A 23,906-nucleotide genomic window follows, 5' to 3' on the forward strand; every position below is an offset into this window, starting at 1 on the left:
CGAAGCGGTTCTGGCGGCTGCACTGATCAGGCGACGCACATGTGGAAGTTTTCTCGACGGTAAGCGCATGACCATGGAGCCGGCCCTGTGCTGCTTGATCCGTCGAATGCGGCGGCGATTAACGCCTCTTCATGCGATCTCTATTGGCAATGAAGCGCCCCGTTCAAGCCGACCATTTTCATGCCTTGCGGTAGCCCCGGTATCTGAAGCTCTGTGAACCGCTGCGCGATGTCCCGCATGAGCAAGCCATACGTGTTTTGCAGCTTAAGCCGCTCGAGACCGTCCACGGTCGCGTCCGGAGCCAGCAAAATAAGCCGCGTTCTCGACATCGCCGCGATATGCCTGCGCTGAAATTCGGGCGACCGAGGGTACAGATAATATAACTCCCAGAACGGCGCCTTCGCGTTCAGGTACGCATAGATACCGGGAAAATGCGGCGCGGTCATAAACTCGTCGCTTTTTATATTGCACGACTGCACGGTTTTGCGTACCGCTCGAAGGACGTCCGCCTCGTATTTGGGCACTGCGAACTGCTTCCCGCTGATCGGCACCCACTCGACGGCATCGGGGGCCTCGGCCATCATTCGCCGGTACGCGACTGCCGGCTCGCTCGGCAACCAGGCGATCACGCACAAGACAGCGAAGGCCACGACGGCTCCCGAAACGACGCTCCTCAGTCTTGCGTTGGACCAATAGAAATTGGCGGCCGCAAACGCTGCGGGAAAGACGGGGAGTGTTGCCTGTGCGATATGCCCGAAGTCTGCGCGATCGAATGCTTGCTGAAGATAAGGAATGCCGGCAAGCGATGACGCGAGCAACAAGACCATCGACGGATCGCGCTCTTGTTGCTTGCGCTCGGCCCACGCAGCAGACGCGATCCCGAAACAGTAGATGGCGGGGAAGACCAGGCACGCAATACCGATCGACTCCGCCTGCAATGCATCCACGAGAGGCAGATGTCGAAGCTCCAGCCGCCATGGAAACGGGATGGGCAAGGCCAATTGCCAGTCTTTGGTGAACAGCACGGACGTCATAAAAGCATCGCGAAACCCAGGCACCGCCAGAATCGCCAAGAGCAGAGGCAAATAGCCGAGCACGACGCCGCCTGCGTAGGCGGCGATGATCTTGATCCCGGGCAACCTTTTCTCGCTGAACGCCGAGAAGCCCATACAGAAAACAGCAGCGATAACGTAGAACACACCGTGGTTGCGCCCCAGAATAGCCGCCAGCCCTGTCGCGATGCCGAGAGCAGACCAACGCATTGCCGCCCTCGGTCTAAGCAGCACGAAGAACAGCATCGCAACCAAGACGAGCGATGCCGTTTGCTCGAAGACCTTGTGCCGTGGATAGCCGAGCGCCAGAGCGATTAGCACCGCACATGCTATTCGCAAGCCGCCCCGCATGCGAGCACGGCATAGGACGAACCATATCGCCGCAAGTCCGACGGCGCCGAACGCGGCGCAGGACGCGAGCAACGTGAAAAGACCGTCATGCCCTGTCAAACGGAATATTGCGCTGGTCCAGTAATATCGGCCGGGATCGTAGCTGAAGAAGTCGCGCAGTGGCACTTCGCCCAATGCAGTCCGCTGCGAGGCGTACCAGAGTAGTCCCTCGTCCGACCAACCGAAGCCGTATTTCCATTGTGCGATGAACGTCAGGCCACAGAGCAAGCAAGCGCCGACGATGGCTTCCGACAGATCAAGCGAAATGCCGCGCCTCTGCGCTGCAACGAGTGAAGACATGGGTTTTCCGTTGTTATGGACTACGGCCGCTTTGGCAGAGACGCTCGGTGCATATTGTTCTAGTCGTCTCTGAAGCACCATAACCGGCTTGCCACCAGAGAAATCACCGGGATGATGACAGCCGAGCCGAGCGTCGCCGCAACCGCCGAAAGGGACGTATTACGAAGAACAGACGCGAGGAGTGCCGTGTTGATCAGAAAGGTGGTCAACGACACGGTCAAGAACCGCAACAGCGCCCTTTTCGGCTGTCCGGGCTGGCTGAACGTCCAGAAGTAGTGGCCGCAAAAGGAAAGAACGAATGCGCAGAGAAAAGCGCAGGTGTTGCCGAAAAGCGCTGGCACGCGCAACTGCCCGACCAGCGTCCCGGCAATTGCCATGTGCACGAGCGTCGCGGCGCAACCGACGAGCGCGAAGCGCCCCGCGATGAGCGCCTCGCGGATCAGCACTACAAGGCCCGGCGATCGCTGTTGCTTGAGTGATCGCCCGGTCATGGTTTCTTTGTGGCCATGCAGAAGATCGACAGCCCAGCGATGCGATTCCACCGCATGAACGGCAACTCTGCATCGCAGATGGAAGCGAGCACTCTATTGACGAGCCAGTGATGGCGCTTCAATTGCGACTGCGCCGGCGCTTCGCCAGCGCGATATCGCTGCGAGAGTCGCATGCCAGCCGCAATCGGAAACACGCCACCGAAAAAGTATCCGCCACGGTCGACATGCAATCCCGCCTCGCGGACTACATGCTCCAGTTGAGGCAATACATAACGGCGCCTGTGTTCGAGAAAATCGTCGTGCGCACTCCAGAGGAACTGGAAGGCAGGAACAGTTATCAGAAAGCGCGCTCCCGCCGGCACCTTTCGCACGTATTCCGCGAGCAACGCTACATCGTCGTCCACATGCTCGAGGACGTCCATGAGCAGGACGAGATCCGCATTGCTCGATGCGATCGATCTGCGGTAATGAACCGGCTTGCCCGCCCGGAACGCATCGGAATCGTTCGGGTAACCGATATCGACGCACCAGGCTTCCCGCGCTTCCGTGGTTTCGAGCAGTTTTCCCGAGAAGTAGCCAGAACCCGCACCCACGTCGAGAATGCTCGACACAACCTGCGTTCCCAGCATGGCGCGCATTGCCTTCGCCTTCGAGGCGTAATACCAGTGACGGTCGATATCGTCGCCGAGTATCTCGGTTTCCTTGACATCCATGATTCAGCCCTTCGGCTCGTAGATTTTCCGCACCAGGAATACTGGACGCCGTTTCGATTCCAGATATGTCCGTCCGAGATATTCGCCAATGACGCCAATCCCGATGAGTTGCAGGCCACCCAAAAACGTGACGGCGACCATCAGCGACGCATAACCCGGAACGTCAATTCCACGGACGATGACTCTTACAGCAATAAAGATCGCAAAGATGAACGACACCAGCGATACCAGGCAGCCCACATAGGTCCAGATGCGAAGCGGGTCGGTACTGAAGCTCGTGAGGCCTTCCAGCGCAAGGTTCCACAGTCGCCAGCCGTTGAATTTAGTCCGGCCCGCGACGCGCCTGTGCCGTTCGTAGTCGACGAAGGCGGTCCGAAATCCAATCCAGGCGAACAGACCCTTCATGAAGCGGCGGGACTCCGGCAATTGCTTGACTGCGTCGACCACCACGCGATCCATCAACCGGAAATCCCCGACGTTCTCGGGTATGACCAGATCGGCAATTCGATTGTGGATCCGGTAGAAGCACGCAGCCGACGCGCGTTTGGCCCATGTATCCGCGTTGCGATTTACCCGGCGCGCGAGCACCACCTCGTAGCCCTGCCGCCAGACCGCGATCATTTCAAGGATCAGTTCGGGCGGATCCTGCAGGTCTGCATCGATCGGAACGACCACCTGTCCGCGAGCCGCCTCTAGTCCAGCGGTCAAGGCCGCCTCCTTGCCGAAGTTGCGGCTCAGATCCACGATCCTCACGCGCGCGTCCAACGCCTGATGACGCATCAATTCGCCAAGCGTGTCGTCAGTACTTCCGTCGTTGACGAACACGATCTCCAGCTCGATTGCGGGCACCGAGCCGAACACTTCGTCGATGCGAGCCAAGAACGAGGCAATGGCCTCGGCCTCGTTGTACGCGGGCACCACTAGCGAAAGCTGCAACGCGCCGGTGTCGGATAGTTCTGTGTCGCGGGAAGTGGTGCTGTTCAATCCGGCCTCGTCTTTACATGCTTCGTTGCATTGCACCGGAGCCGCGGCGAACACGCGCTCCCGTGTGTCGCGCCCCGGCGCCATTCGGCTCCGCGATCCGAGATGCGGTCTGCCTGGCGGTGCGCGTTGCGTTCTTCCTAAGCGATGCCTTCAGGCACTGGAAGGACGACTTGCGGAATCGAAGGCGAGCCAAGCGTATTGTAAGGGCGAGCTGAAACCGTCGGCTACAACGCGACGTGACCGAATTTTGCCACTTCACCGCCCAGCGGGCTAGTTACTGACCGAAGAGGCTTGGGACGTTATTCGCTGCTTGCTGCCCACTCCCAATGGCAGGAGACCGAATCGCGCGGCATGAGAGGCCGGCCGGACAGCAGCCAGGCGATTCGCCATGCCGCACTTGCCTCTAGTGTTGCGCTTGCGGCAATATGTGGCGCCGACTGCACACGTCCGCCTCGCCCGCGGACATGATGCGTCTTGGATTTGCTGTTTATTCTGGCAAACGCCCTGACTGCCAGCACCACCAGACCAACATGAAACCAAAAAGCCGCGAGCGCATTTTCTACATCGACCTCATCAGGGCGATTTCCGTTCTGCTTATCATCACGTTTCACTTCAACCAGCAGATTGGAGCGCACGGCATAAAGGCGGCCGAAATCTTCAAGCAGACCTTCCACAGCGAAAACATCGGCTCACTGGGCATCACACTTTTCATCATCATCTCGGGGGCCGCCCTGATGATGAGTTCCGGAAACACCCTTGACCTGCGTGTCTATGCGCGAAAACGCTTTCTCGCCATATTCCCTCTATATTGGACGGGATTCTTGCTAACGGCGGCCATCCTTTTCGTGCTTCATGGTCATGTGCGCGGAGATTCGTCGCACTGGAAGTTCATTCTCACGCTTATCGGGATGGATGGTTTTCTTTACTATCGCATTCCCAACTATTATTTGCTCGGAGAATGGTTCATCGGCTTCATTCTCGTTCTGTATGTCGCCTTTCCCGTGCTACGGTGGATGGCGCTTCGGCGACCTCTCGTTCTGGTCCTGGCCGTTGCCGCGATCTATGCCGTGGTGACATTGAACTACGCCAAATTATTCCAGATCGACGTCGTCCATAATCCGCTGGCGCGCCTGCCGGAGTTCGTCTTCGGCATGCTATTCGTTCAGTATGCTCCGCGGTTGCGCTGGCCGGTCGCCACGCTCGCGCTTGCGGCATTGTGCATTCCGCTTATCTGGAGCCTGCCGATACCGCACATTTATGTCGCTCTGGACACCGGTATCGCGGCGTTCGTGGTTTTGGCGTATATCGGCCAGACAATGAAGCCCGAGGGCCGCTTGCTGCAAGTCGTGTCCTTCGTCAGCACGTACTCGTTCGCGGCGTTTCTCGTGCATCACAATATCATCGGCGAGCTGCTCGTCAGATTCATGAACATGGCTTTGTCGCACGTCGAGGTCTATTTCCTCTACATGATCATTGTGTTTCTGGCCTTCACCGCCGGCAGACTGCTTACCGGGCTCACCGATGCGCTCGTGCGATTTTTTCGCCCGCCCGCCGTCACGTTGACGCCGGCGAATCCGTGACTGTCCCTTTAAAGACCTGCTCATGCGCAGAGCGCATGAGCAGCGACGCTCGCTACTTGCGCAACGCCGAAAGCGCCTGGCATACGTGATCGATTTCCGCATCGGTCATGTATTCGCCCATGGGCAGGCTAAGCACGGCTTCGCTCAAGCGTTTTGCAACGGGCGTCGCGTTCGGGTCCAACCCTTCCGATTCATAGCACTGCTGCGCCGCCGGTATCACCGGATAGTGGATGCTCGTGCCGACGCCTGCTTCCTGAAGGCGCTTCTGAACGGACTCGCGGTCCTCGCAGACGATGACGTAGTTGTGCCACACGCAGGCTTGCGCGGGATCGAGCAGTCGATACACGGGACCGTCGCCCGGCGTCATGGCGACCACCTCGTCGTAACGGGAGGCGATCCGACGGCGTTGCTCGATGATTTCATCGAGATGCTTCAGCTTGATCGACAGGAACATGGCGTGTAGCGGATCCAGCCGCGAGTTCGTACCCAGCGACTCGTGGTAGTACTTGACGGCGCTACCGTAGTTACCCAGTTCCCGGACCTTCGCGGCCAGCCGATCGGAGTTCGTCACGACCGCGCCGGCGTCGCCCAGCGCGCCCAGGTTCTTGGACGGATAGAAGCTGAACGCGGCAATGTCTCCATGCGCGCCCGCCTTCTTGCCATCGCGCACATCGCCGTGCGCCTGAGCCGCGTCTTCGATCAGATACAGCTTATGGCGCGCGCAGATTTCCTTCAGTTGCGCGACGTTTGCCGTCGCGCCGTACAAATGCACGGCGATGATCGCTTTCGTCCGCGGCGTAATAGCGGCTTCGACCAGCGAAGCATCGAGATTCGCGCTACGCGGCTCGACGTCCACCGGGACGTTCGTCGCGCCGACCTGCGTGACCGCCAGCCACGTGGCAACGAAAGTCTGGGCCGGGACGATCACCTCGTCGCCCTCACCGATCTCCAGTGCGCGCAACGACAGCGTGAGCGCGTCGAGGCCGTTGCCCACGCCCACGCAGTGCCGGGTGCCGCAGTATTGCGCAAAGGCGCTCTCGAAATCGGCGAGATGCTTCCCGCCGATCAGCGAGCCGGCGTCGTAAAAGCCGTCGAGTTGTTCGAAGAAAGTCTGCTTATAGCGCGCGTTGAGCCGCGAGAGCTCGAGAAAGGGCACGTTCATGCGAGGTCACTTTTGATAGGTTTGCCGATTTCCCGCAAGAAGTCGAGGAAACCGTCATAGGTTCGAAGATAGTCGGACTCCGAGTACGTCTCGCTCGCCAGCACCGCGCAGACCGCGCCGGAGGTGAAGTTGTTCACCACGCGCCAGATATGAGGGCAGACATAGAACGGGCGATTCGGCTGGTTGATAACCACGGTCCGCGTGTTCACGCCATCGTCCAGATGCAGTTCGTACGAACCAGCGAATGCGAAGAACAACTGATGAAGATTCTTGTGCGCATGGCCGGCGCGTTCCACGCCGAATGGAACGTCGTACAAGTAATAGAGCCGTCGGAAGTCGAACGGAACATCGCCCTCCTGAACGAATGAGAGGTTCCCGCGACGGTCCGCGAATTGGGGAAGCTCGATGAACCGACACTCTTCAACTGAAAAACTCACGTTCCACCTCATATATAGCGCCAGCCAGGTCATCGAATATTGGCATGGCGGCTTGACTGCGGGCTGCGGCCCGCTCCAGAAAGGACCGGCTGCGCTGTCCGGTGGATACGACGTACATCGGACAGCCCGCCTGCTGCGCGGCCTCCATGTCGCTTTCAGTATCGCCCACGTAACAGACCGCACCGTGAGAGCGAAGCCTCACAGCTTTCCTTTGCGCTGCGTCCTTGCCCGACTTCACCACTTCGATGATGTCGAACAGCCGCGCAAGCCCCAGGGCGGCGATCTGTCGATGAAACAGATCCGGGTCCCGGCGCGCCGACAGCAGAAACAGCCGCGACTTCGGCCTTAACCTCTCGAGCAACTGAATCGCGTCATCGAAGACGGCATCGCATTGCATGTGCGGCCATGTTTCGACACATTCGACCCACGCTTTCGAAACAGCGCCCGCTTCTTGCTCATCGAGCCCCGTGGCGACGAGCGCATCGACGGTCGTCGCGCCGTCGCGCTTGAGTTGCCAGAAGGCGTCGTCCGACGCGTATTCTAACTCGCAGGCGCGCAGCGCCTCGCGCAGAGCGGACAACTGCTTGGCGCGGCAGGTGATCAATGTCCCGTCGAGATCGAAGCCGATCAGCGGTAGATGCGATCGGTCCGTCATGGCGCGGTTTCCGCCGATTCGAAGGTCACGACTTCCTGATAATAGCGGCATACCAGCGCGGAACCGCCTTGCTCCGTGCGTTGCCGGCACTGGTCTTTCAGTGCGGCGGCTATTGGCAAGCCGAGCAGATCACTGAAATACGTTGCATAGATCGGATAGCCGCACGCGTCCGTGAGCGCGGTGCCGCCGCCACACCGTGGATTGATGTCGACGATGCGGTATCCGCCAGCCGGGTCGGTCATGACCTGGAAGCAGAACATCCCGCGCAAGCCGAACGCAGCCGCCACCCGCTGACTCAGGGCTTGCAACTCCGCGTCGAAGAACACGCGCGCCTTCACGCAGACGCCAGCCTTGGTTTCGAGCCGGTCCCGCACCACGGCGCCAAAGTAGTCGTCAAGGGCGAGGACGTCAATCGTATATTCGGGTTTGATGCAAACAGACTGGAAGACGACGTCCTCGGTCAGATCGTCCGGACGAAGCTCGTCATACGCGTTCACGACTCGCACGCCCGCGCTGCCCACACCCCGGCGGGGCTTGCGCACCATCGGCGCGGCAAAGTTTTGCGCGGTGAGCTCGCTTCCGAGCAGGGTGTCGGGTACGGGTAACCCGGACGCACGGCATTTCTGGAAATTCTTCCATTTGTCGTTGCACTCCTGGACTGCGGCGGCGGTCAATGCCGGCGTCTTCACCGTGTCGTTGAAACGCGAGCGAAATTGCGCGACGGCCAGAATCTCCTGATCGTGAATCGGGTAGATCGCATCGACGCTTTCCTGCTTCGCGATGCGGCTGAGCGCATCGACGAACGCTTCGACGTCCGAGGCGAGGGGCACCTGATAGTGAGTCGTCTGCCAGCGTGTGGGCGCCGCGATCAATTGTGCAGGGTTCGAATCAGTGGTCACGATACGCACGCCCTCGAGCGCACTCAGGCTCTTGATGACGTTGACGGCCGTCGCGGTTCCGGCGGCCGTGACCAGCACTGTTTTTGGGTTCATGTCGAGCTGTCAGCAATTGAGAAAACGTTAGCGGCGGCGCAGAAGCCTGCGCACCCCGGCCGCGACGGCGGGCCGATATCGTTCGGGAACGAAACCGCCGGTACGATGATACAACCGGCGCAACATGGTTTTTTGCAGCGGCGCAGCAGCGCCGCGCCACTCCGAATGCACCTGGAACGAGCCATGATCCTCCTCGAAAAAGCGGAAGATCTTGTCGATCAGTCCATGATCGACGCGGGCATTGGACCCGAGCGCGAAGCCGCTCTGCACCGGCTGCGTCGCCTCCGCGCCGAAGACGATCAGGCGGCGCCGCGCCACGGCTTCAGCGAAAGACGGGTACTTCATGTGTGCCTCTACTTCGTGCTCCGGACAGGCGAAGAAATAGACCGTGCCCGACCCCGCCACGTCCACGCCCCTTCCGTCGCGAAAGACGCCCGCCTCGACCAGCGCGGCGTAAGGGCTCCCAACCTTGTCGTGAACGGGCACCAGGTAAGGAATATGCGGAAGCGAGTCGGCATAATGGGCGGGATATGTCTTGGAAATCGCCAGGTATTTCCGATACATGCCAAGCCGCAATGCGAGCTCGGCCCGCAAGGCGTTGATGCGCGCCGGCCACACGTCTTCGAGCGCTACGAGATTTTCCAGCAGCATCGAGTGCAGCGACCGGATGGCAGGTGCGTATTCCGTGACATTGATCAAGCGAGCGTGCGCACTGTCGACGAATGCAAGCCGCTCATCGGGAAGCTCAATGGACCGGTAGAAGCGGCCGAAACGCTCGCTCAACAGCACGCGTGTAAGCGTGGCGAGCAGTTCGTACTCGCTCTGGCGGCGCATGGCCGATCCGCTGCTCAGGTTGTTCGCATGCACGCGGTATAGACAGGTCGACGCTTCCGAACTGACGAATCGGCCTTCGAACAGAAGATTCAGCCATAATTCGAAGTCCTGCAGACGCTCGTTCGACACACCCCAGAACGATTGCCTGAAACGGTCGCGCCTGAACATCGAAGCGGGCGCACAAAGAAAGTTGCCGCTCAGCAACGCCGCGAACAGCTCGGCGTGCGTATTCGACCGAAGCAGCGCGTGATTGAAGATCGTGACATTGGCGGGCATGCCTTCCGCGTTGATGTACGCGATATCCGCGAATGCCGCGGAGGCATCCGGATGGCGTTCGAGTGCGTCGACCAGTCCGGAGAGATGGCCGGGCAGCCATACGTCGTCGTGCCCGATCTGTGCAATGTAACGCCCGCGCGCGACGGATGTGGCGTCGATCAGCGCGGCGCAGACGCCGTAGTTCGTCGGCTTGCGAACGGTGCGCACATGAAACGGTTGCGCACTGCTCCATTGGCTGATGATGTCCCAGCTGTCGTCCGACGAGCCGTCATCCACGATAACGACTTCGACGTCCTCCCGCTGCTGCGCGCTGATTGACTCGAGCGTGTCCCGGAGAAAACGCTGGCCGTTGTAGACGGGCAGGACAACGGTGACGAGTGGCGAATATGAAGTCATGGTTGGGTACATCGGGTCAGACAACAAGGACGTTCAGTCGGGAGCGATCCAGCGCAAATCCCGAGTCTTTGCGCACGAGAACAGCCGGCCGCCGGAGAAACACGGCATCGAGCGCGGCGCCGTCGAGCGTCGTTGCCGGCGCCACGAACGGTACGTCGCGAACATGTCGCGCAACTTGCCTTCCCAGTTCGCTTGTCTCAGGGACAGCCGTTCGCGGCAGAACGAGACAGCGTTCGCCGGCATGCCAGGCGAGCAATCCGACGGGGACGCGTGCGAGCAGATTCAGCAAGCCCGGATCGACAGACGAGGCCACATCGACACGCCGGCCATCGGGCGCGGCGAATCCGGCATCGAAATGCGCAGACAGGAGTGCGGCAAGTTCGCCCTGCGACTCGGACGACGAAAGGGCATGCTCGTAACGCACGACATATCGCGCGACGGGATCGACCGAGATGGCCGCGCCGGCATCGAGCGGCTCGTAGAGCCTGGCCGCGATTTCCAGCCGCTCGGCTTCCGCCTTGGGCTTTTGCCCCAGGTTCATCGCAGTGCTCGCGGGATGAATTCGCCATCCGTACGCCGCATACGGCAGATGCGCATGCTTGAGCGCCCTGTCGGCAAAGCGCCGCTGGTAGCCGAACGCAAGCCAGATGTCGAAACAGCTGCGATAGCGGGCCTCTGCGTCGGGCTCCGCGAGGATCATCTCCTTGCAGATGCTCGTGCGGAAACAGGTGATGTGATGCATGTAGAAGTAATGCATCGCGCTGAGGCCGTCGAATTCCGGCTTCCAGTAACGCTCTCGCGTCTCGGCCGAGAACTTGGTTTCGTCGGTGAAGACGAGATCGTATTCGTCGCGATGACGCTTCAGGAATTGCACGAGCGGTATGAGATCGACTTCGTCATCGTGATCCAGAATCGCCGCATACGGTGCGCTGGCGGCAACGAGCGCGGATGTATAAGCCGCGAAGATTCCGCGATTGCGGTCATGGCGAACGTATTCGAAGTGCTCGAAGCACGACGCCATGCGTTGCGCGAACGCATCGATGGCCGTGTCCTCCGGCGAGTCGTTGACGACGATCCACTGCACGTCCGACTGCACCGGCCACAGCGAAGTCGCGAGACGCTCCAGATAGTAGGCGACGGTCTTGTAACAGGGCGTGATGATGGTGAGAAGTGGCATGTCTGCAGCCGGCATCAGCGGTTGATTCGAGTTGTTCACTGCCCCTCTCCTCCGTCCAACGCGATGCCACTGGCGGCGAGGCGCGCTTCGAGCGCCAGCACGCGTTGCTGGCTCGCGGCAAGCTGCTCGCTCAGGTCGCGCAGGGCCCGGGCAGTGTGCAACTGTTCCGCTGCGGCCCGATCAACGCCCGCGCGCGCTTGTTCGACCTGTCCCGCCCAGTGCGCCATGCTGTCGCCGAACCGCCTCGCTATCTCGTGCGTCTCGACGATACGAATGCGCATTTCCAGCGCCCACCCGGCGCCGACCTGCGAGGCGATGTCGGCCGGCATGACGGGAAGCATCTGCGGATCGTTGTCGCTCGCGAAGATCAACAACCCCGCGTCGCCCGGCGCGGCCCGCAACGGGATGACGGACGGCGAAAGCACGAGATCGTCTTTCAGCGCGCAAGTCCAGCGGAGAATGCCCCGGTCATCCAGCACCTCGATGCTCGAAATCTGATACCAGGCGGGGCGGTCGGAGGGGTCGATGCGCAACATGCTCGGCGAAGACGCGTCCGGCGGCAGCGTCAGTCGGACGGTCTCCGGCCCGCCGCTCACTTGCGCGGCGACTGTGCGGCTGTCCGAGAAACCGACATCCGGATGTCCGTAGTAGACGGTCGCGGTGAACCGGGCCGGTGCAGTCGACGCGAGCGGCAGGCCCTCGTCCGCCCAACCCGCCAGGAATTCGGACACGTCCCGGCCCGTCGCGAAGCTCTGGAATTCGCCCTCCTCCGCAGCGTAGCGGTGGAAGTCTTCATCACTAATCGCCATGCCGGCCGCGCGCGCCGCATCGATAAATAACTGCTTTCGGCTCAGCAACGCCGCATCGCTGCTCGGCGAGAAGCTGAAATTCCGATTGATCAATGACAGCATCGCCCGGAACAAAAGGAATCCTAATTCGATGCTGTCCTTCGTCTGCCATTCGAGGTCGATTGCCCGCGCGAGACCGTCGTGGCGCAGCACGATGTTTTGAGGAATGAGGTCGAGGAAACAGCCCGGCACCGAAGCATGCGCAGAATCCAGCGTGCAGTCGTGACCTCGCTCACGTACGAGCCGCTGCGCCAGGTCTAGGTAGCGCCGCAGGAATGCGCCGATCTCCGACGGCGTCCAACCGTCTTTCGAGATGATGCTGACGAACTCGTCCGCGAGCAGGCGGCCAGGCGCATACGCTTCGGTTTCGTTCAGCAGGAAACGGTAGCGTCCCGAATGCCGGGCCGAACCGGTCGACACATAAAGGGCTCGCGACTCGGCAACGACCTCTGCGCCGACCGCCCGGAAGAGGACCTCCTTGCAGAACGGGGCGCGGCGCGTCGTGTTGTAGTAGTAAGCGAGCGCCTCCTTTGGCAAGCTCTGACCGGCTTCCTCTGCGCTCGCCACGACGATGAAGGAGTTCGCCACGTCCATGCCGAGTCCGTTGCGGATCAAGGTCGGCCATGCGCGTTGCAGGATAAAGGACAGATTCGTCGGCAGTTGCGGGTCTTGATGCACCGTCTGCACGGCGAGCGCCGATGCTTCGAAAGCGGGATGCGAGAAACCGCGCTCGCTCACGACCGCAACCGGGAACTTGTAGTCGGGGAACGGCGCCAGAAAGTTCGGCGCGGCGAACGCAGCGCGCTGGAACACCGACGTCAGTTCGCCCTTGCCGAACGTGCGGGGCCCGACATCGCCGTAGCGGTCCTCGATGCCAAACATCGGCACTCCCACGTGATCCTCGGGCGCTCCGGCGAAATATTTCAGGCCGACCTGATTCTCGATCGCGACGATGACGATGCCGCCCGGCGCGAGCAAGTCCCGCACGCGACGCAGCATGGCGACAGCGGGCTCGCTTCCCGGCGTGAAGAGCGATGCATATTCCAGCACGCCGATGAGCGTGACGACGTCGAAACGCTCGTCGGTCCGGAAGTCGTCGAAACGTTCGGTCACTACGTGCACGTTCGGCAGATCGCGCGATCGCGAAGCAGCGATGGCGGCACGTCTGGGCGATCCTTCGAGCGCGAGCAAGTCCGCGCCGGCTTCGCCCAGATAGCGGCTGATCGCACCGCAACCCGCGCCGATTTCGAGCACGCGACGCGACGCGAGCTTCGCCTCGAACGGACGAAGCACGTTCGCTCGCCCGCTCGATAGATGGTAGAGCGATGGCCAGTCCGAGATGCGCGTCGTCAACTCCGCGGAATGAAGCGAAACGTCGGCCGCGCCAGCCACGATTTGCCCGATTCGCTCCTCGACTGCATCGCCGTCGCTATAGGCGATTCCTTCGTAGCCCCGTCGCCGCCACACCCGGGTGGCGGCATCGAACCGATATCCGCTTCGCTCCAGCGAAAATGACATGCGTTGATCCTTCGTTTTATGTTGCAATGTTCTGCTGATGACAGCGGCCGCGTCGGCGCGGCCTCAGGTGTTTCGCGACGACTGTGCCCACCGGTAGGCGCCGTCTTCGGAAACGGCCGCAGCTCGATGACTGCCGCCGGCGATCTCACCGGTGTCGATGACACTCATTCCCGCGCGCCGCGCCGAGAGCGGTAGCAGGCGCTCGAGCGCGTGTGCGAGCGTGCCGTCCGTCTGACCGTTTTCCTCGTCGAACGAGTCGCGGTTCAGGCCGAGGCCGAGCAGCGGTTCGAGCGCCTCCATTCTTGCCCAGAACATGGTGCCGGCCGCGAAACGATACCGCATGTCCGCCGCGTCGAATCCGAGCGACGCCGCCAGTTCGCGCACGCGTGCGTCGTTGGAACCCCGGAAGCGGTCCGACAGGACCATGTGCCCTTCGGGACCGATCATGCCCACCGACGGTCGCGACTGCATCGCATGAAGAATGCGCAGCGGCCCGGGCTCGCTGCCTAGCAGCTTGCCGAAAAGATCGCGCCGCCACACGTCCCCGTCGACCCGGTGCAGCGACTTCTTCGAATGAAGCTTGCATACAAAACGGCATCCGTCGGCGCGTGCCCGGGCGAGCATGTGCAGGAACGGATACAAGTCCCGTCCACGATTCTCGAGCCGCTCGACGACCGCATGAGGGAACGATGCGAGGATCTCGGTCTCGCACTCGGCTGGCGCGTGTAGATTGACGGATACATACAACTTGAAGCCAGCAGGCACGTTAGCGAGAAACCCGCTGATTTCGGGCCACAGTTCCGTATAGTGCAAATGCACGATCACGGCGACTTCGCGACTGTCTGGACGCCAGCCGTCCGGCATTCCTGAGCTGAATTGCTCGAGCACTCGGCGCGTTCGCTCAAGGTAAGCGAAGCCCGTATCGGCATCCGGTTCGAGCACTGCGCCGCGCAGCCAGTCGTTCCAGGCATTCAGAAAGACAAACGACGGTCGGTCGGTGCGGCTTCTTGCCCGTGCGCATGCAGCCGCCAGCGCGGACGCGTACTTCGAGGGAGTCGGGTCCGTGCAGATTCGCGCCCGCTCGCCGACAAGCGGGCTGTCGTCCATCCCGGCCATCACCGTCGGATAAAACGGTGGGCGCGCATGGTCGTCGCCGAGCAGCCATCTCGCGTCGTCGGCATAACGGGACAGTGCGCCCCTGAAGTGCGCATCGAGCAGCACGGGCTGAACGGGCGCGGCAGCAGGAGCAAGCGAAAGCCGTGCGATGCCGTCGTAGCCTCCGTCGGCAACCGGCTCGGCCGAGACCGCCACCAGATGCGCGTCGGCAACGCCAATCTCCGCCAGCATCGCTCTGGAGAGCCGGGCGCCGGTTCCAACGTGCGATCCCGTGACCAGGACGAGAGGCCCGCCGGCCGCCTGAAGATAACGTGGATGCGTCAGCACATCGCGCCACTCGTCCCAGGCCGCAGCGGAAGCGGCGTCGGGCGCAAGATCGAAGAGAACGCAAAGGCGCAGCGTCAAGTCTGGGTCGTTCAGAAGCCGCAACAGTTCTGCCGCCGTCACACCGTCGCTGGCGGCGGCGCTCCGAGCGGGGATGCAGAAAGCGTGGATGCCGTAGTCGGACGCAAGCCGCGCGTGTCGAACAGCGAGATCGTGATCGGTCTTCGGATAGAAGCCGAACTTTCCGGGGATTCGAGGTTGTCTGTGTCCGACGAACCTCACGCCGGCGGCCGCCACGGCCTGCCAGTCCCAGGTGGCGCTCCAGCGGTAGAGGGCGATGGCCCTTATCTCCGACGGTGCCATGCCGGGAAGAAGCCGGTCGCTGTATTCGGGATGTCGCCGTCCCGCACGAACCGCCAGAAACGCCGAACGCAGGCTGTCGCGTGTCCGCAAGGGAAGCCTTTCCAGCAACTTCAGCGCCGCGTTGGCTTCATCCGAGCCGGTACGTGCTCGCATTTCGCTCGCGGCCGCGAGGGCGCGTGATCCCACCGCGGTCAACACGGCCGACGCGAGGCGCGACATCCCGGTACGGCCGCACGTCGCGCGAACGCGCCGCAACCAGGCGCGCGACTGGAAGCGCAGTATCGACTGAAGACGGTGAAAGCTCACGCGGTCCATGGAGTTCATGCCGGGCGGCGCGTCCATCTCGATATGGCTCGGCGCGTGGCGTCGAGGTATGCGTGCTTGTAGCGCATATCCGGCTCGAGGTGATTGCCTTCGCCCCATTCGTTCCACGCGTTGACGAAGACGATGCGCTCATCGCCGCACGCGAAGCGGTCGGTGTACGACAGCGCGCCGTCCAGCCACTTCTCATACGCTTCCGGCGATGCGCCCAGAAAGATGTGACCCGTGTCCTGCTTGCGCGCCGTGTTGTCCCATGAAGGCATCGTGCCGCGAAACATCGCGTAACCGGGATTGGTCTTCGCAAGGCAGACTTCGGCGGTGGCCTGGTAATCGAACAGCGCGCCCCGGAACTTCGGAGCGAGGCCTTCCACTTCGCCTGTGTACGGCACGCCGCAACCGTGAGGAGGGAATTCCACGCTGGCGTCGAAGTCGAAGTCGCTCGGCTTTTCGCCGCGTGCCCAACTGTCGAACGACTGCACGTAGGCCAGATACACGTCGCCCAGACCGGCGTCTCGCGCCATGCGTCGCCACGTGGCTGCCGCCCTGCGCGGCTCTGGAAGCAAAGAGATCCGATAAATGAGCACGAGCGGCTTGCCGTTGACGCGGATATACCGTTCGTCGCGCAGAAGCGGCAGCCAGTCGCGAAAGAGCGCCGCTTCGTCTTCCGGCGTATACGACTGCCCCATGAGCAGCGACGACTCCAGCCCGTCCCAGCGACGCGTCCAGTTCTCGTTCGCCCAGCAGATGCAGAACGGAAAACTAGGCTTGCCGGTGTCGAGCACTTCCTGAAGGGGCCGCTCCAGAAGGCGGCGGCCGCTGAACCAATAGTAGTAGTAACAAAAACCGGCTAACACCGCCCCGCGCGCGAGATCCGCCTGCGCCTGCCGGACTTCCGGGACGCGTAAATCATAAAAACCGAGGTCGGCCGGAAGGTGCGGCTGATAATGACCATCGAAGTTCGGCTTGGCCTTCGAGACATTGGTCCACTCGGTGAAACCTTTGCCCCACCACTCGTCGTTCTCGGGAATCGGATGATATTGCGGAAGATAGAAGGCGAGCACGCGAATATCCGACGCCTCTCGCGCCACGCGGTCGGACGATCGCTCTTTCCCACCAACGATCGCCACGGTCCTGGGCGGCTCCGCCGGCATTGCAGGGCAGGCAAAGCGTGCAAGCGGCTCGAAGACGATCGCTTCGTCGCTCTGCCAAAAGGCGCGCATGAGCGCGTCGACGGCGGACGCAGCGTGAACCTGCGCGTGCGCGACTTCAGCGGCCCGCAGCAGCGCATCACGGCGGACCAGGACCGCGAGGTCCGTCGCCGCGGGCACGCGCCGGCTGACGGCGTAAGACGGATCGCTCGCGTCGTCGCCATTGCCCAGGCGGCGAAGGCCGCCATCCGGACCCCACAGCGCGCCCGATTCGACGAGCGTCGCATCGGCGCAGACGATCATGCCGCAGGCAGCCACCGCACTACTCTCGGTTCTCAAGCGATGCACCAGCGCATCGATTGCGCCCGCCTGAGCCTGCACGGCATCGGTCGTCAGCAGGACAAACTCGCCTTGCAGGTCCTGGACGGCTGCGCGCACGGTGTCGAGCATCTCGGCTTCTGACGGCGAGCGTAGCAGCCGGAGGCCGCTCAGCGTTTCCAGCCAGGCCTCGGCCTCGCCGACGCGTATGACGTTCATTTGCATCGCGGCGGCGCCGCCGGCGGTCGCGTGCTTCAGCGCGAGCAGGCTTTCGACAACGCGCTGACGCTCCTGACGATGGATCAGCAATACGGACACGACGGTTTCGCCGACGCCGCCGAATGTCGTTCGCGAGGCTTCCGTCAGCAAGGCGCCGTCGCTCGCGTCGAGCAGCGTCAACTGTGAAGCGAGAGCGGCGCGTTTCTCGGCCCGTTTCTCGGCGCGATCGCCGCGAACGTCCGATCCGACCGGCCTGTTACCAAGGACGTGCCGCGCGACCCGAGACCACAGCCCCGTGGGTCCCTCCGTACGCAACAATCTCAACGCATAGCGCGAGACCGCGGCAGGGCCGCCGGCTGCAGCAATAACGTTGCGCGCGCGCCTGACGGTGCGCAGTTTGGCGCGAAATCCGCTCATGGCTGATGCAGTTGCATCGACATATTCATGTCGAGCAATCCGAAGAAAGACGAATCCGGGCTCACGACCAGATGGATGGAATCGTAGCGCCGATCGTGAGGCACGATGTTCTCGCCTTCTCGCGTCGCTATGCCGAGCGAGATGAAGTAGTCGCCCTGCCCTAGCTTGCAGTCGAGAAATACCGTGGCGCGCATGCGCTCGCCGGCTCCGCCCATGTTTTTTACTTCGTCACAGGCGAGCAACTCCGAGTTGGAACCGAAGACGGTAACGCCTTCCTTTGTCTTGACCGTCACGCCGAGAATGGGGCGCACGAGGGTGCGCTGAAACGTCACTGCCACATCGAGGCGCAAGCGCGCGCCGCTCTCCACCGAATGCGGATATTCGACGCCGTCGCTTTCGAGCCGGAAGTCGCTGATGACCGCAGACCCGTCGCCCCATCGGTACTCGTAGGGGTTGTAGCCGGGCCGCTGCGAGAACGCATCTTCGTCGAAGAGAAGCTTCCCTGCGCCGACGTCGATGCTCTCGTCGATCCGCTTCTTGCCATTACCGTCCGATCCGTTGCCGTTTTCGTCGGATTGTGACGACTTCACCCGCTTGCGATTGCTGTCGCGGCCAAAAAGCAGGTCCAGGTAGCGGTTCACGATCTCGCGCGGCGCGCCTTGCTGCAGCATTTCGCCCGAATCGATCAGCACGGCGCTCGAGCAATGCGTCACGATTTGCTCGCTGCTATGCGTCACCAGCAGAATGCTGGTGCCGTTGTCCTTCAGTTGCTTCAGGCGGTCGAAACATTTCGCCTGGAAACGCGCGTCGCCAACGGCGAGGGCCTCGTCAACGATAAGAATTTCCGGATTCGTCTGCGCCTGAACCGCGAACGCAAGACGAACCATCATCCCGCTCGAATAAGTCTTCACGGGCTGATCGACGAATGCGCCGATATCCGCGAAGGACACGATGCTATCGAAGCGTTCGTCCACCTCTTCGGTCGACAGGCCCAGCAGGGAGGCGTTCAGATAGACGTTTTCTCGTCCGGTAAATTCCGGATTGAAGCCCGATCCCAGTTCAAGAAGAGCCGCGACGCGGCCATGAACCGACACCGAGCCTGTGGTGGGCGTGAGCGTGCCGGCGATGATCTGCAACAACGTTGACTTGCCCGACCCATTCCGGCCCACGATCCCGATGGTTTCGCCTTTGGGAACCGTGAAACTGATGTTCTTCAATGCCCAGAATTGACGGAATAACTGGCGACGTCGTCCGACCAGCATCTGAAGTAGGCGGTCTCGGGGGCGCTCGTAAATGTTGTAGCACTTGCCGACGTCGCGGATGTCGATCGCGGATTCACTCATAGATGTCTCGTTCGCGCCTGCTCAGAGGATATCCGCGAAGCCGCCGCGGGTCCGTTGAAACCAGGCATAGCCGAACCACGCGGCGATGTAGCCAAACACGAAATACTTCAGGATGCCGAGCCAGTCCGGAGTACCACCCCAGATCAGCGCGTTACGAAGCTGCTCGATGATGAACGTCAGCGGATTCCATTCGATCAGGAATCGCAGCTGCTCGGGCACGGACGTTGTCGGATAAAAGACCGGTGACAGGAACATCAGAAGCGACGTGACGATGGACATGAGTTGCCCGATGTCACGCAGGAAGACACCGAGAGACATGAGAAACCACGTTACGCCCGCGATGAGCAACAGGTACGGCACGAGGATCAGCGGCACCGTCCACGCCGTAACCGGAAGATGCTGCTGCCAGAGCAGAATTCCGCCGATAAGAATCAGCGACGCGATGAACGTATGAAAGAGAGCAGTGCCAAGGGTGATCCACGTGAGCGTCTCCAGGGGAAACACCACGCGCTTCACATAATTCGTGTTCGCCACGATCATGCCCGGCGCGCGATTGATGCACTCGGCCAGTAGCCCGTGCGTCAGCACGCCCACGAACATGACCACCGCGAATTCGAAATGGCTCGTCGAGGCCGGACGCCACTTCGACTTGAAGACGACGCCGAACACGAAGGTGTACACGCTCAGAAGCAGCAACGGATTCACGAATGACCAAAAGAGACCGAGAAACGATCCTTTGTATCGTCCTGACACCTCTCTTTTGACGAACTGATAAATCAGGGCTCGCTGGCTGACGAGCGAATCGACGACTGCCAAGGGATTACGGTAGCTGTAACGGCTCATTCAGTCCTTTACTCTTCGAAACTTGATCGCACGCGCAAGTTGGCGCGAGGGGCCGTCAAACGCCGGCGAGCTGGTCTATGGTTTGTCGCATGCACACATCCCACGCAGGACGATGCAGACCGAACCGCCTGTCGAAGTGCGAACAGTCGAGGCGAGAATTCGCCGGACGACGCGCGGGAAGAGGATATTCCGACGTCGCAATCGGGAGAATGGTGCGCGTCTTGATATCGAATCGACCGACGGCCCGCGCATAGTCGATCAGCGCCTCGGCGAAGCCATGCCAGCTCACGCTACCGCCCGCCGTCATATGAAAGCGGCCGCTCTCGAAGCGCCCGTCGAGCCGTTCGGCGTGTGCGTGACGGATACAGTGAGCCGTCAGGTCGGCGATCAGCCGGGCGCTCGTCGGTGCACCCGTCTGGTCTGCGACCACCTTCAGCTCCTCGCGTTGGGCCGCGAGCTTGAGCATGGTCAAGAGAAAATTCTTGCCGCGCGCGGCGTAGACCCACGTCGTTCTGAAAATCAGATAGTCGCATTGCGACGCGATGATCGCCTCTTCGCCGGCGAGCTTGGAACGACCGTAGGCGTTGAGCGGTGCAGCGGCGTCCGTTTCCTTTGCGCTGTCCTTCGCGGTCCCGTCGAACACGTAGTCCGTCGAATAGTGGACGAGCAGCGCCCCGGTACGCGCGGCGGCTGCGGCGATTTCCGCAACCGCATCGCCGTTGATGCGGCGTGCGACTTCCTCTTCCTGCTCGGCATTGTCCACGGCGGTATATGCAGCCGCATTCACAATGACATCGGGACGCACCGATTCGACAAGCCCCGCCACGCCGTTCGGCTTAGTGAAGTCGGCAGTCTGGCGAGTCGCCAGCACGACCTCACCGAGCGGCAAGAGGCTGCGCGCCAACTCCCAGCCGACCTGCCCGTTCGCACCGGTCAACAGCAGTCTCATTGGAACACCTCGGCACCGGCGAGCGCGGCACCGTCCCGGTCCTTGGCGGCGATGATCAACTCGCCCTCGAACGGCCATGCAATGGCGAGGTCGACGTCATTCCACACAATGCTCCGCTCGAACTCCGGATACCAATAATCCGTCGTCTTATAAAGAAACTGCGCCGTCTCCGACAGCACGACGAACCCATGCGCGAAGCCCGGCGGCACCCACAACTGCCGATGATTCTCTTCCGACAGATTCACGCCCACCCACTTGCCGAAGTTCGGCGAGCTCTTGCGAATATCCACGGCGACGTCAAAAACTTCGCCCTCCACCACGCGAACGAGCTTGCCCTGCGGATGCTGGATCTGATAATGCAGCCCGCGAAGCACGCCCTTCGCCGAACGCGAATGATTGTCCTGCACAAACTCGACGCCCGCTTCCACGTGCTCGGCAAACTCGCGCGCATTGAAGCTCTCGTAGAAGAAGCCGCGCGCATCGCCGAACACTCTCGGCTCGATGATCTTGACTTCGGGCAGCGCCGTGGCAGTTACCTGGATGGCCATGCGACTTGGTCCTTCGGAAGGTTGAGCAGATATTGACCGTACGCGTTCTTCGACAGCGGCTTCGCTAGCGCAAGCAGTTGCTCGTCGTCGATCCATTCCTTGCGGTACGCGATCTCTTCCGGGCAAGCCACCACCAGCCCCTGACGCTTTTGCAAAGTCGCGATAAACGTCGCCGCCTCGATCAGCGACTCATGCGTGCCGGTGTCGAGCCACGCGTAACCGCGACCCATGATCTCGACGTTCAGCCTTTGCTGCTGAAGATAGCGCGAGTTGACGTCGGTGATTTCGAGCTCGCCGCGCGGGGACGGCTTGATGTCCCCTGCGATGTCGCACACCTGGTTATCGTAAAAGTACAGGCCCGTCACCGCGTAGTTGGATCGCGGTTTCGCCGGCTTCTCTTCGATCGACAGCGCGCGGAAGCTCTCGTCGAACTCCACGACGCCATAACGCTCCGGATCATGGACGTGATAGGCGAAAACCGTCGCGCAGTCGGTACGCGCATCGGCGTTCGCCAACTGCTTCGCGAGATCGTGACCGTAGAAAATGTTGTCGCCCAGAATGAGCGCGGAGGGATCGTTGCCCACGAACTCCTTGCCGATGATGAACGCCTGCGCGAGCCCGTCCGGCGACGGCTGCACTGCGTACTGAATGTTCATGCCCCACTGGCTGCCGTCCCCGAGCATGGCTTCGAAACGCGGCGTGTCTTGCGGCGTCGAAATGACGAGGACATCGCGAATGCCCGCGATCATCAGCGTCGACAGCGGATAGTAGATCATCGGCTTGTCGTACACGGGCAGCAGTTGCTTCGATACTGCGTGCGTGATCGGATAGAGCCGCGTGCCGGACCCGCCGGCGAGAATAATGCCTTTGCGCGCCATGCCTGCTCCTTATGCCCGCTGCGCGTAATTCGTCTCGACCCACTTCCGGTATTCGCCGGAAGCGACTTCGTCCGCCCATTCCTGATTGTCCAGATACCACTGAACGGTCTTGGCGAGACCCGTCTCGAACGTTTCGGCCGGCTTCCAGCCGAGCTCGCGCTCCAGCTTGCGCGCGTCGATGGCGTAGCGGCGATCGTGTCCCGGGCGATCCGTCACATACGTGATCTGATCGCGATACGAACCGCTTGCCTTCGATTTCTTCTCGTCGAGCAGATCGCAGAGCGTATGCACGACTTCGAGGTTCTTCTTCTCGTTCCAGCCGCCGACGTTATACGTCTCGCCAGGCTTGCCGTTAGCCAGCACTTCCCGGATGGCCGAGCAGTGATCGCCCACATACAGCCAGTCGCGCACGTTCTGACCGTCGCCATAAACCGGCAGCGGCTTGCCTGCGAGCGCGTTCGCGATCATCAGCGGGATCAGTTTTTCGGGGAACTGATACGGGCCGTAGTTATTCGAGCAATTGGTCGTGAGCACGGGCAGACCGTACGTGTGGTGATATGCGCGAACCAGATGGTCGGAGCCAGCCTTGGTCGCCGAATAAGGGCTATTCGGCGCGTAAGGCGTGGTCTCGGAGAATTGCGGATCGGTTGCGGAAAGCGAACCGAAGACTTCGTCCGTCGAGACGTGCAGGAAGCGAAACGCTTGCTTCTCCGCTTCGGGCAGCGCGCTCCAATACATGCGCGCAGCTTCCAGCAACGTGAACGTGCCGACGACGTTCGTCTGCACGAAATCCGCCGGGCCGTGAATCGAGCGGTCGACGTGGCTTTCTGCCGCGAAATGCAGAATGGCGCGCGGCTTGTGCGTGGCGAGCAGTTCGTCCATTGCTGCGCGGTCGCAAATATCGGCACGCACGAACAGGTGGCGGGCGTCGTCCTTGAGCGATTTCAGCGTGCCGAGATTTCCCGCGTACGTCAGCTTATCGACGTTGAGCACGGGCTCATCGGAGCCTTTGAGCCAGTCCAGAACAAAATTCGCGCCGATAAAACCGGCGCCGCCCGTCACGAGAATCATAGAAACCCTTTGGCTGCTTGTAGTCTTCGCGCGACTGAACACGCACGCGCAAGCTGTGGAAAAAATTGCAGCATTCGATGCCCCGATGCATCAAATGCGGGAACCGCGACCGACTGCCGGACGCGGTTCAATTTTTGGTCAGCCGCCAATTATAAAGCCATGCAGTGCAAAAACTACACGGCTAACAACTTGATACAGCTAGTCAATTTCCGTCGCGTGGGCGGGAATGACGCCGTGGTGATC

At 61.4% G+C, this 23,906-nt stretch carries 20 protein-coding genes; 1 reads left to right on the forward strand and 19 read right to left on the reverse strand.

Annotation, left to right across the window (positions count from 1 at the left end):
* Positions 1–140: 140 nt before the first annotated feature.
* Genes JYK05_RS10030 through JYK05_RS10045 form a run of 4 tightly spaced genes read right to left on the reverse strand, consistent with a single transcriptional unit; the run spans position 141 to position 3,930 of the window.
* On the reverse strand, positions 141–1,742 hold the full coding sequence (locus JYK05_RS10030; protein ID WP_206466813.1) for a hypothetical protein: 1,602 nt from the start codon (positions 1,740–1,742) through the stop codon (positions 141–143).
* A 59-nt stretch (positions 1,743–1,801) separates the two neighbouring features.
* Complete coding sequence (locus JYK05_RS10035; RefSeq protein ID WP_175944748.1) at positions 1,802–2,233, reverse strand: GtrA family protein; 432 nt, start codon at positions 2,231–2,233, stop codon at positions 1,802–1,804.
* Positions 2,230–2,946 (reverse strand): bifunctional 2-polyprenyl-6-hydroxyphenol methylase/3-demethylubiquinol 3-O-methyltransferase UbiG, encoded by a 717-nt coding sequence (locus tag JYK05_RS10040; protein ID WP_175944749.1) that lies wholly within the window; start codon positions 2,944–2,946, stop codon positions 2,230–2,232. The genes JYK05_RS10035 and JYK05_RS10040 overlap by 4 nt, the downstream gene beginning before the upstream one ends.
* A gap of 3 nt (positions 2,947–2,949) precedes the next feature.
* Positions 2,950–3,930, reverse strand: a complete 981-nt coding sequence (locus tag JYK05_RS10045; protein WP_241269799.1) for a glycosyltransferase family 2 protein — start codon at positions 3,928–3,930, stop codon at positions 2,950–2,952.
* A gap of 530 nt (positions 3,931–4,460) precedes the next feature.
* Between JYK05_RS10045 and JYK05_RS10050 the strand changes: the two genes are divergently transcribed.
* Positions 4,461–5,510, forward strand: coding sequence for an acyltransferase (locus JYK05_RS10050; RefSeq protein WP_206466814.1), 1,050 nt, complete (start codon positions 4,461–4,463; stop codon positions 5,508–5,510).
* 52 nt (positions 5,511–5,562) lie between these two features.
* Here JYK05_RS10050 and JYK05_RS10055 read toward each other — a convergent pair whose 3' ends face one another.
* The 15 genes from JYK05_RS10055 to rfbB all read right to left on the reverse strand — a co-directional run bounded on the left by JYK05_RS10055 (position 5,563) and on the right by rfbB (position 23,663).
* Entirely contained in the window at positions 5,563–6,672 is a 1,110-nt protein-coding gene (locus tag JYK05_RS10055) for a DegT/DnrJ/EryC1/StrS aminotransferase family protein (RefSeq protein WP_206466815.1), read from the reverse strand.
* Positions 6,669–7,121: an FdtA/QdtA family cupin domain-containing protein gene (locus JYK05_RS10060; protein ID WP_175944755.1), complete on the reverse strand. Its 453-nt coding sequence runs from the start codon at positions 7,119–7,121 to the stop codon at positions 6,669–6,671. The genes JYK05_RS10055 and JYK05_RS10060 overlap by 4 nt, the downstream gene beginning before the upstream one ends.
* Positions 7,093–7,764 (reverse strand): HAD family hydrolase, encoded by a 672-nt coding sequence (locus JYK05_RS10065; RefSeq protein WP_175944757.1) that lies wholly within the window; start codon positions 7,762–7,764, stop codon positions 7,093–7,095. Before JYK05_RS10065 ends, JYK05_RS10060 begins: the two co-directional genes overlap by 29 nt.
* Positions 7,761–8,741 (reverse strand): ATP-grasp domain-containing protein, encoded by a 981-nt coding sequence (locus JYK05_RS10070; protein WP_206466817.1) that lies wholly within the window; start codon positions 8,739–8,741, stop codon positions 7,761–7,763. Before JYK05_RS10070 ends, JYK05_RS10065 begins: the two co-directional genes overlap by 4 nt.
* A 42-nt stretch (positions 8,742–8,783) precedes the next feature.
* Positions 8,784–10,274: a glycosyltransferase gene (locus tag JYK05_RS10075; RefSeq protein WP_371826376.1), complete on the reverse strand. Its 1,491-nt coding sequence runs from the start codon at positions 10,272–10,274 to the stop codon at positions 8,784–8,786.
* A gap of 4 nt (positions 10,275–10,278) precedes the next feature.
* Entirely contained in the window at positions 10,279–11,439 is a 1,161-nt protein-coding gene (locus JYK05_RS10080) for a glycosyltransferase (protein ID WP_175944762.1), read from the reverse strand.
* Between the two features lie 35 nt (positions 11,440–11,474).
* On the reverse strand, positions 11,475–13,805 hold the full coding sequence (locus JYK05_RS10085; protein WP_206466819.1) for a bifunctional 2-polyprenyl-6-hydroxyphenol methylase/3-demethylubiquinol 3-O-methyltransferase UbiG: 2,331 nt from the start codon (positions 13,803–13,805) through the stop codon (positions 11,475–11,477).
* A 63-nt stretch (positions 13,806–13,868) separates the two neighbouring features.
* The gene (locus JYK05_RS10090) at positions 13,869–15,950 is read right to left on the reverse strand and encodes a rhamnan synthesis F family protein (RefSeq protein WP_206466824.1); all 2,082 of its coding nucleotides are present in this window, start codon (positions 15,948–15,950) and stop codon (positions 13,869–13,871) included.
* The gene (locus JYK05_RS10095; protein WP_206466826.1) at positions 15,929–17,794 is read right to left on the reverse strand and encodes a glycoside hydrolase family 99-like domain-containing protein; all 1,866 of its coding nucleotides are present in this window, start codon (positions 17,792–17,794) and stop codon (positions 15,929–15,931) included. Before JYK05_RS10095 ends, JYK05_RS10090 begins: the two co-directional genes overlap by 22 nt.
* A 233-nt stretch (positions 17,795–18,027) precedes the next feature.
* Positions 18,028–19,374, reverse strand: coding sequence for an ABC transporter ATP-binding protein (locus JYK05_RS10100; RefSeq protein WP_175944768.1), 1,347 nt, complete (start codon positions 19,372–19,374; stop codon positions 18,028–18,030).
* A gap of 21 nt (positions 19,375–19,395) precedes the next feature.
* Positions 19,396–20,217, reverse strand: a complete 822-nt coding sequence (locus JYK05_RS10105) for an ABC transporter permease (protein WP_175944770.1) — start codon at positions 20,215–20,217, stop codon at positions 19,396–19,398.
* 55 nt (positions 20,218–20,272) lie between these two features.
* A complete protein-coding gene (gene rfbD, locus JYK05_RS10110; RefSeq protein WP_175944772.1) occupies positions 20,273–21,166 on the reverse strand; it encodes a dTDP-4-dehydrorhamnose reductase in 894 nt (297 codons plus the stop codon).
* Positions 21,163–21,714 (reverse strand): dTDP-4-dehydrorhamnose 3,5-epimerase, encoded by a 552-nt coding sequence (gene rfbC / locus JYK05_RS10115; RefSeq protein ID WP_175944774.1) that lies wholly within the window; start codon positions 21,712–21,714, stop codon positions 21,163–21,165. Before rfbC ends, rfbD begins: the two co-directional genes overlap by 4 nt.
* The gene (gene rfbA, locus JYK05_RS10120; RefSeq protein ID WP_206466828.1) at positions 21,699–22,592 is read right to left on the reverse strand and encodes a glucose-1-phosphate thymidylyltransferase RfbA; all 894 of its coding nucleotides are present in this window, start codon (positions 22,590–22,592) and stop codon (positions 21,699–21,701) included. Before rfbA ends, rfbC begins: the two co-directional genes overlap by 16 nt.
* A gap of 9 nt (positions 22,593–22,601) precedes the next feature.
* Positions 22,602–23,663: a dTDP-glucose 4,6-dehydratase gene (gene rfbB, locus JYK05_RS10125; RefSeq protein ID WP_206466829.1), complete on the reverse strand. Its 1,062-nt coding sequence runs from the start codon at positions 23,661–23,663 to the stop codon at positions 22,602–22,604.
* Positions 23,664–23,906 lie beyond the last annotated feature (243 nt).

Origin of the sequence: Caballeronia sp. M1242 (assembly GCF_017220215.1) — a bacterium.
Lineage (GTDB): Bacteria > Pseudomonadota > Gammaproteobacteria > Burkholderiales > Burkholderiaceae > Caballeronia.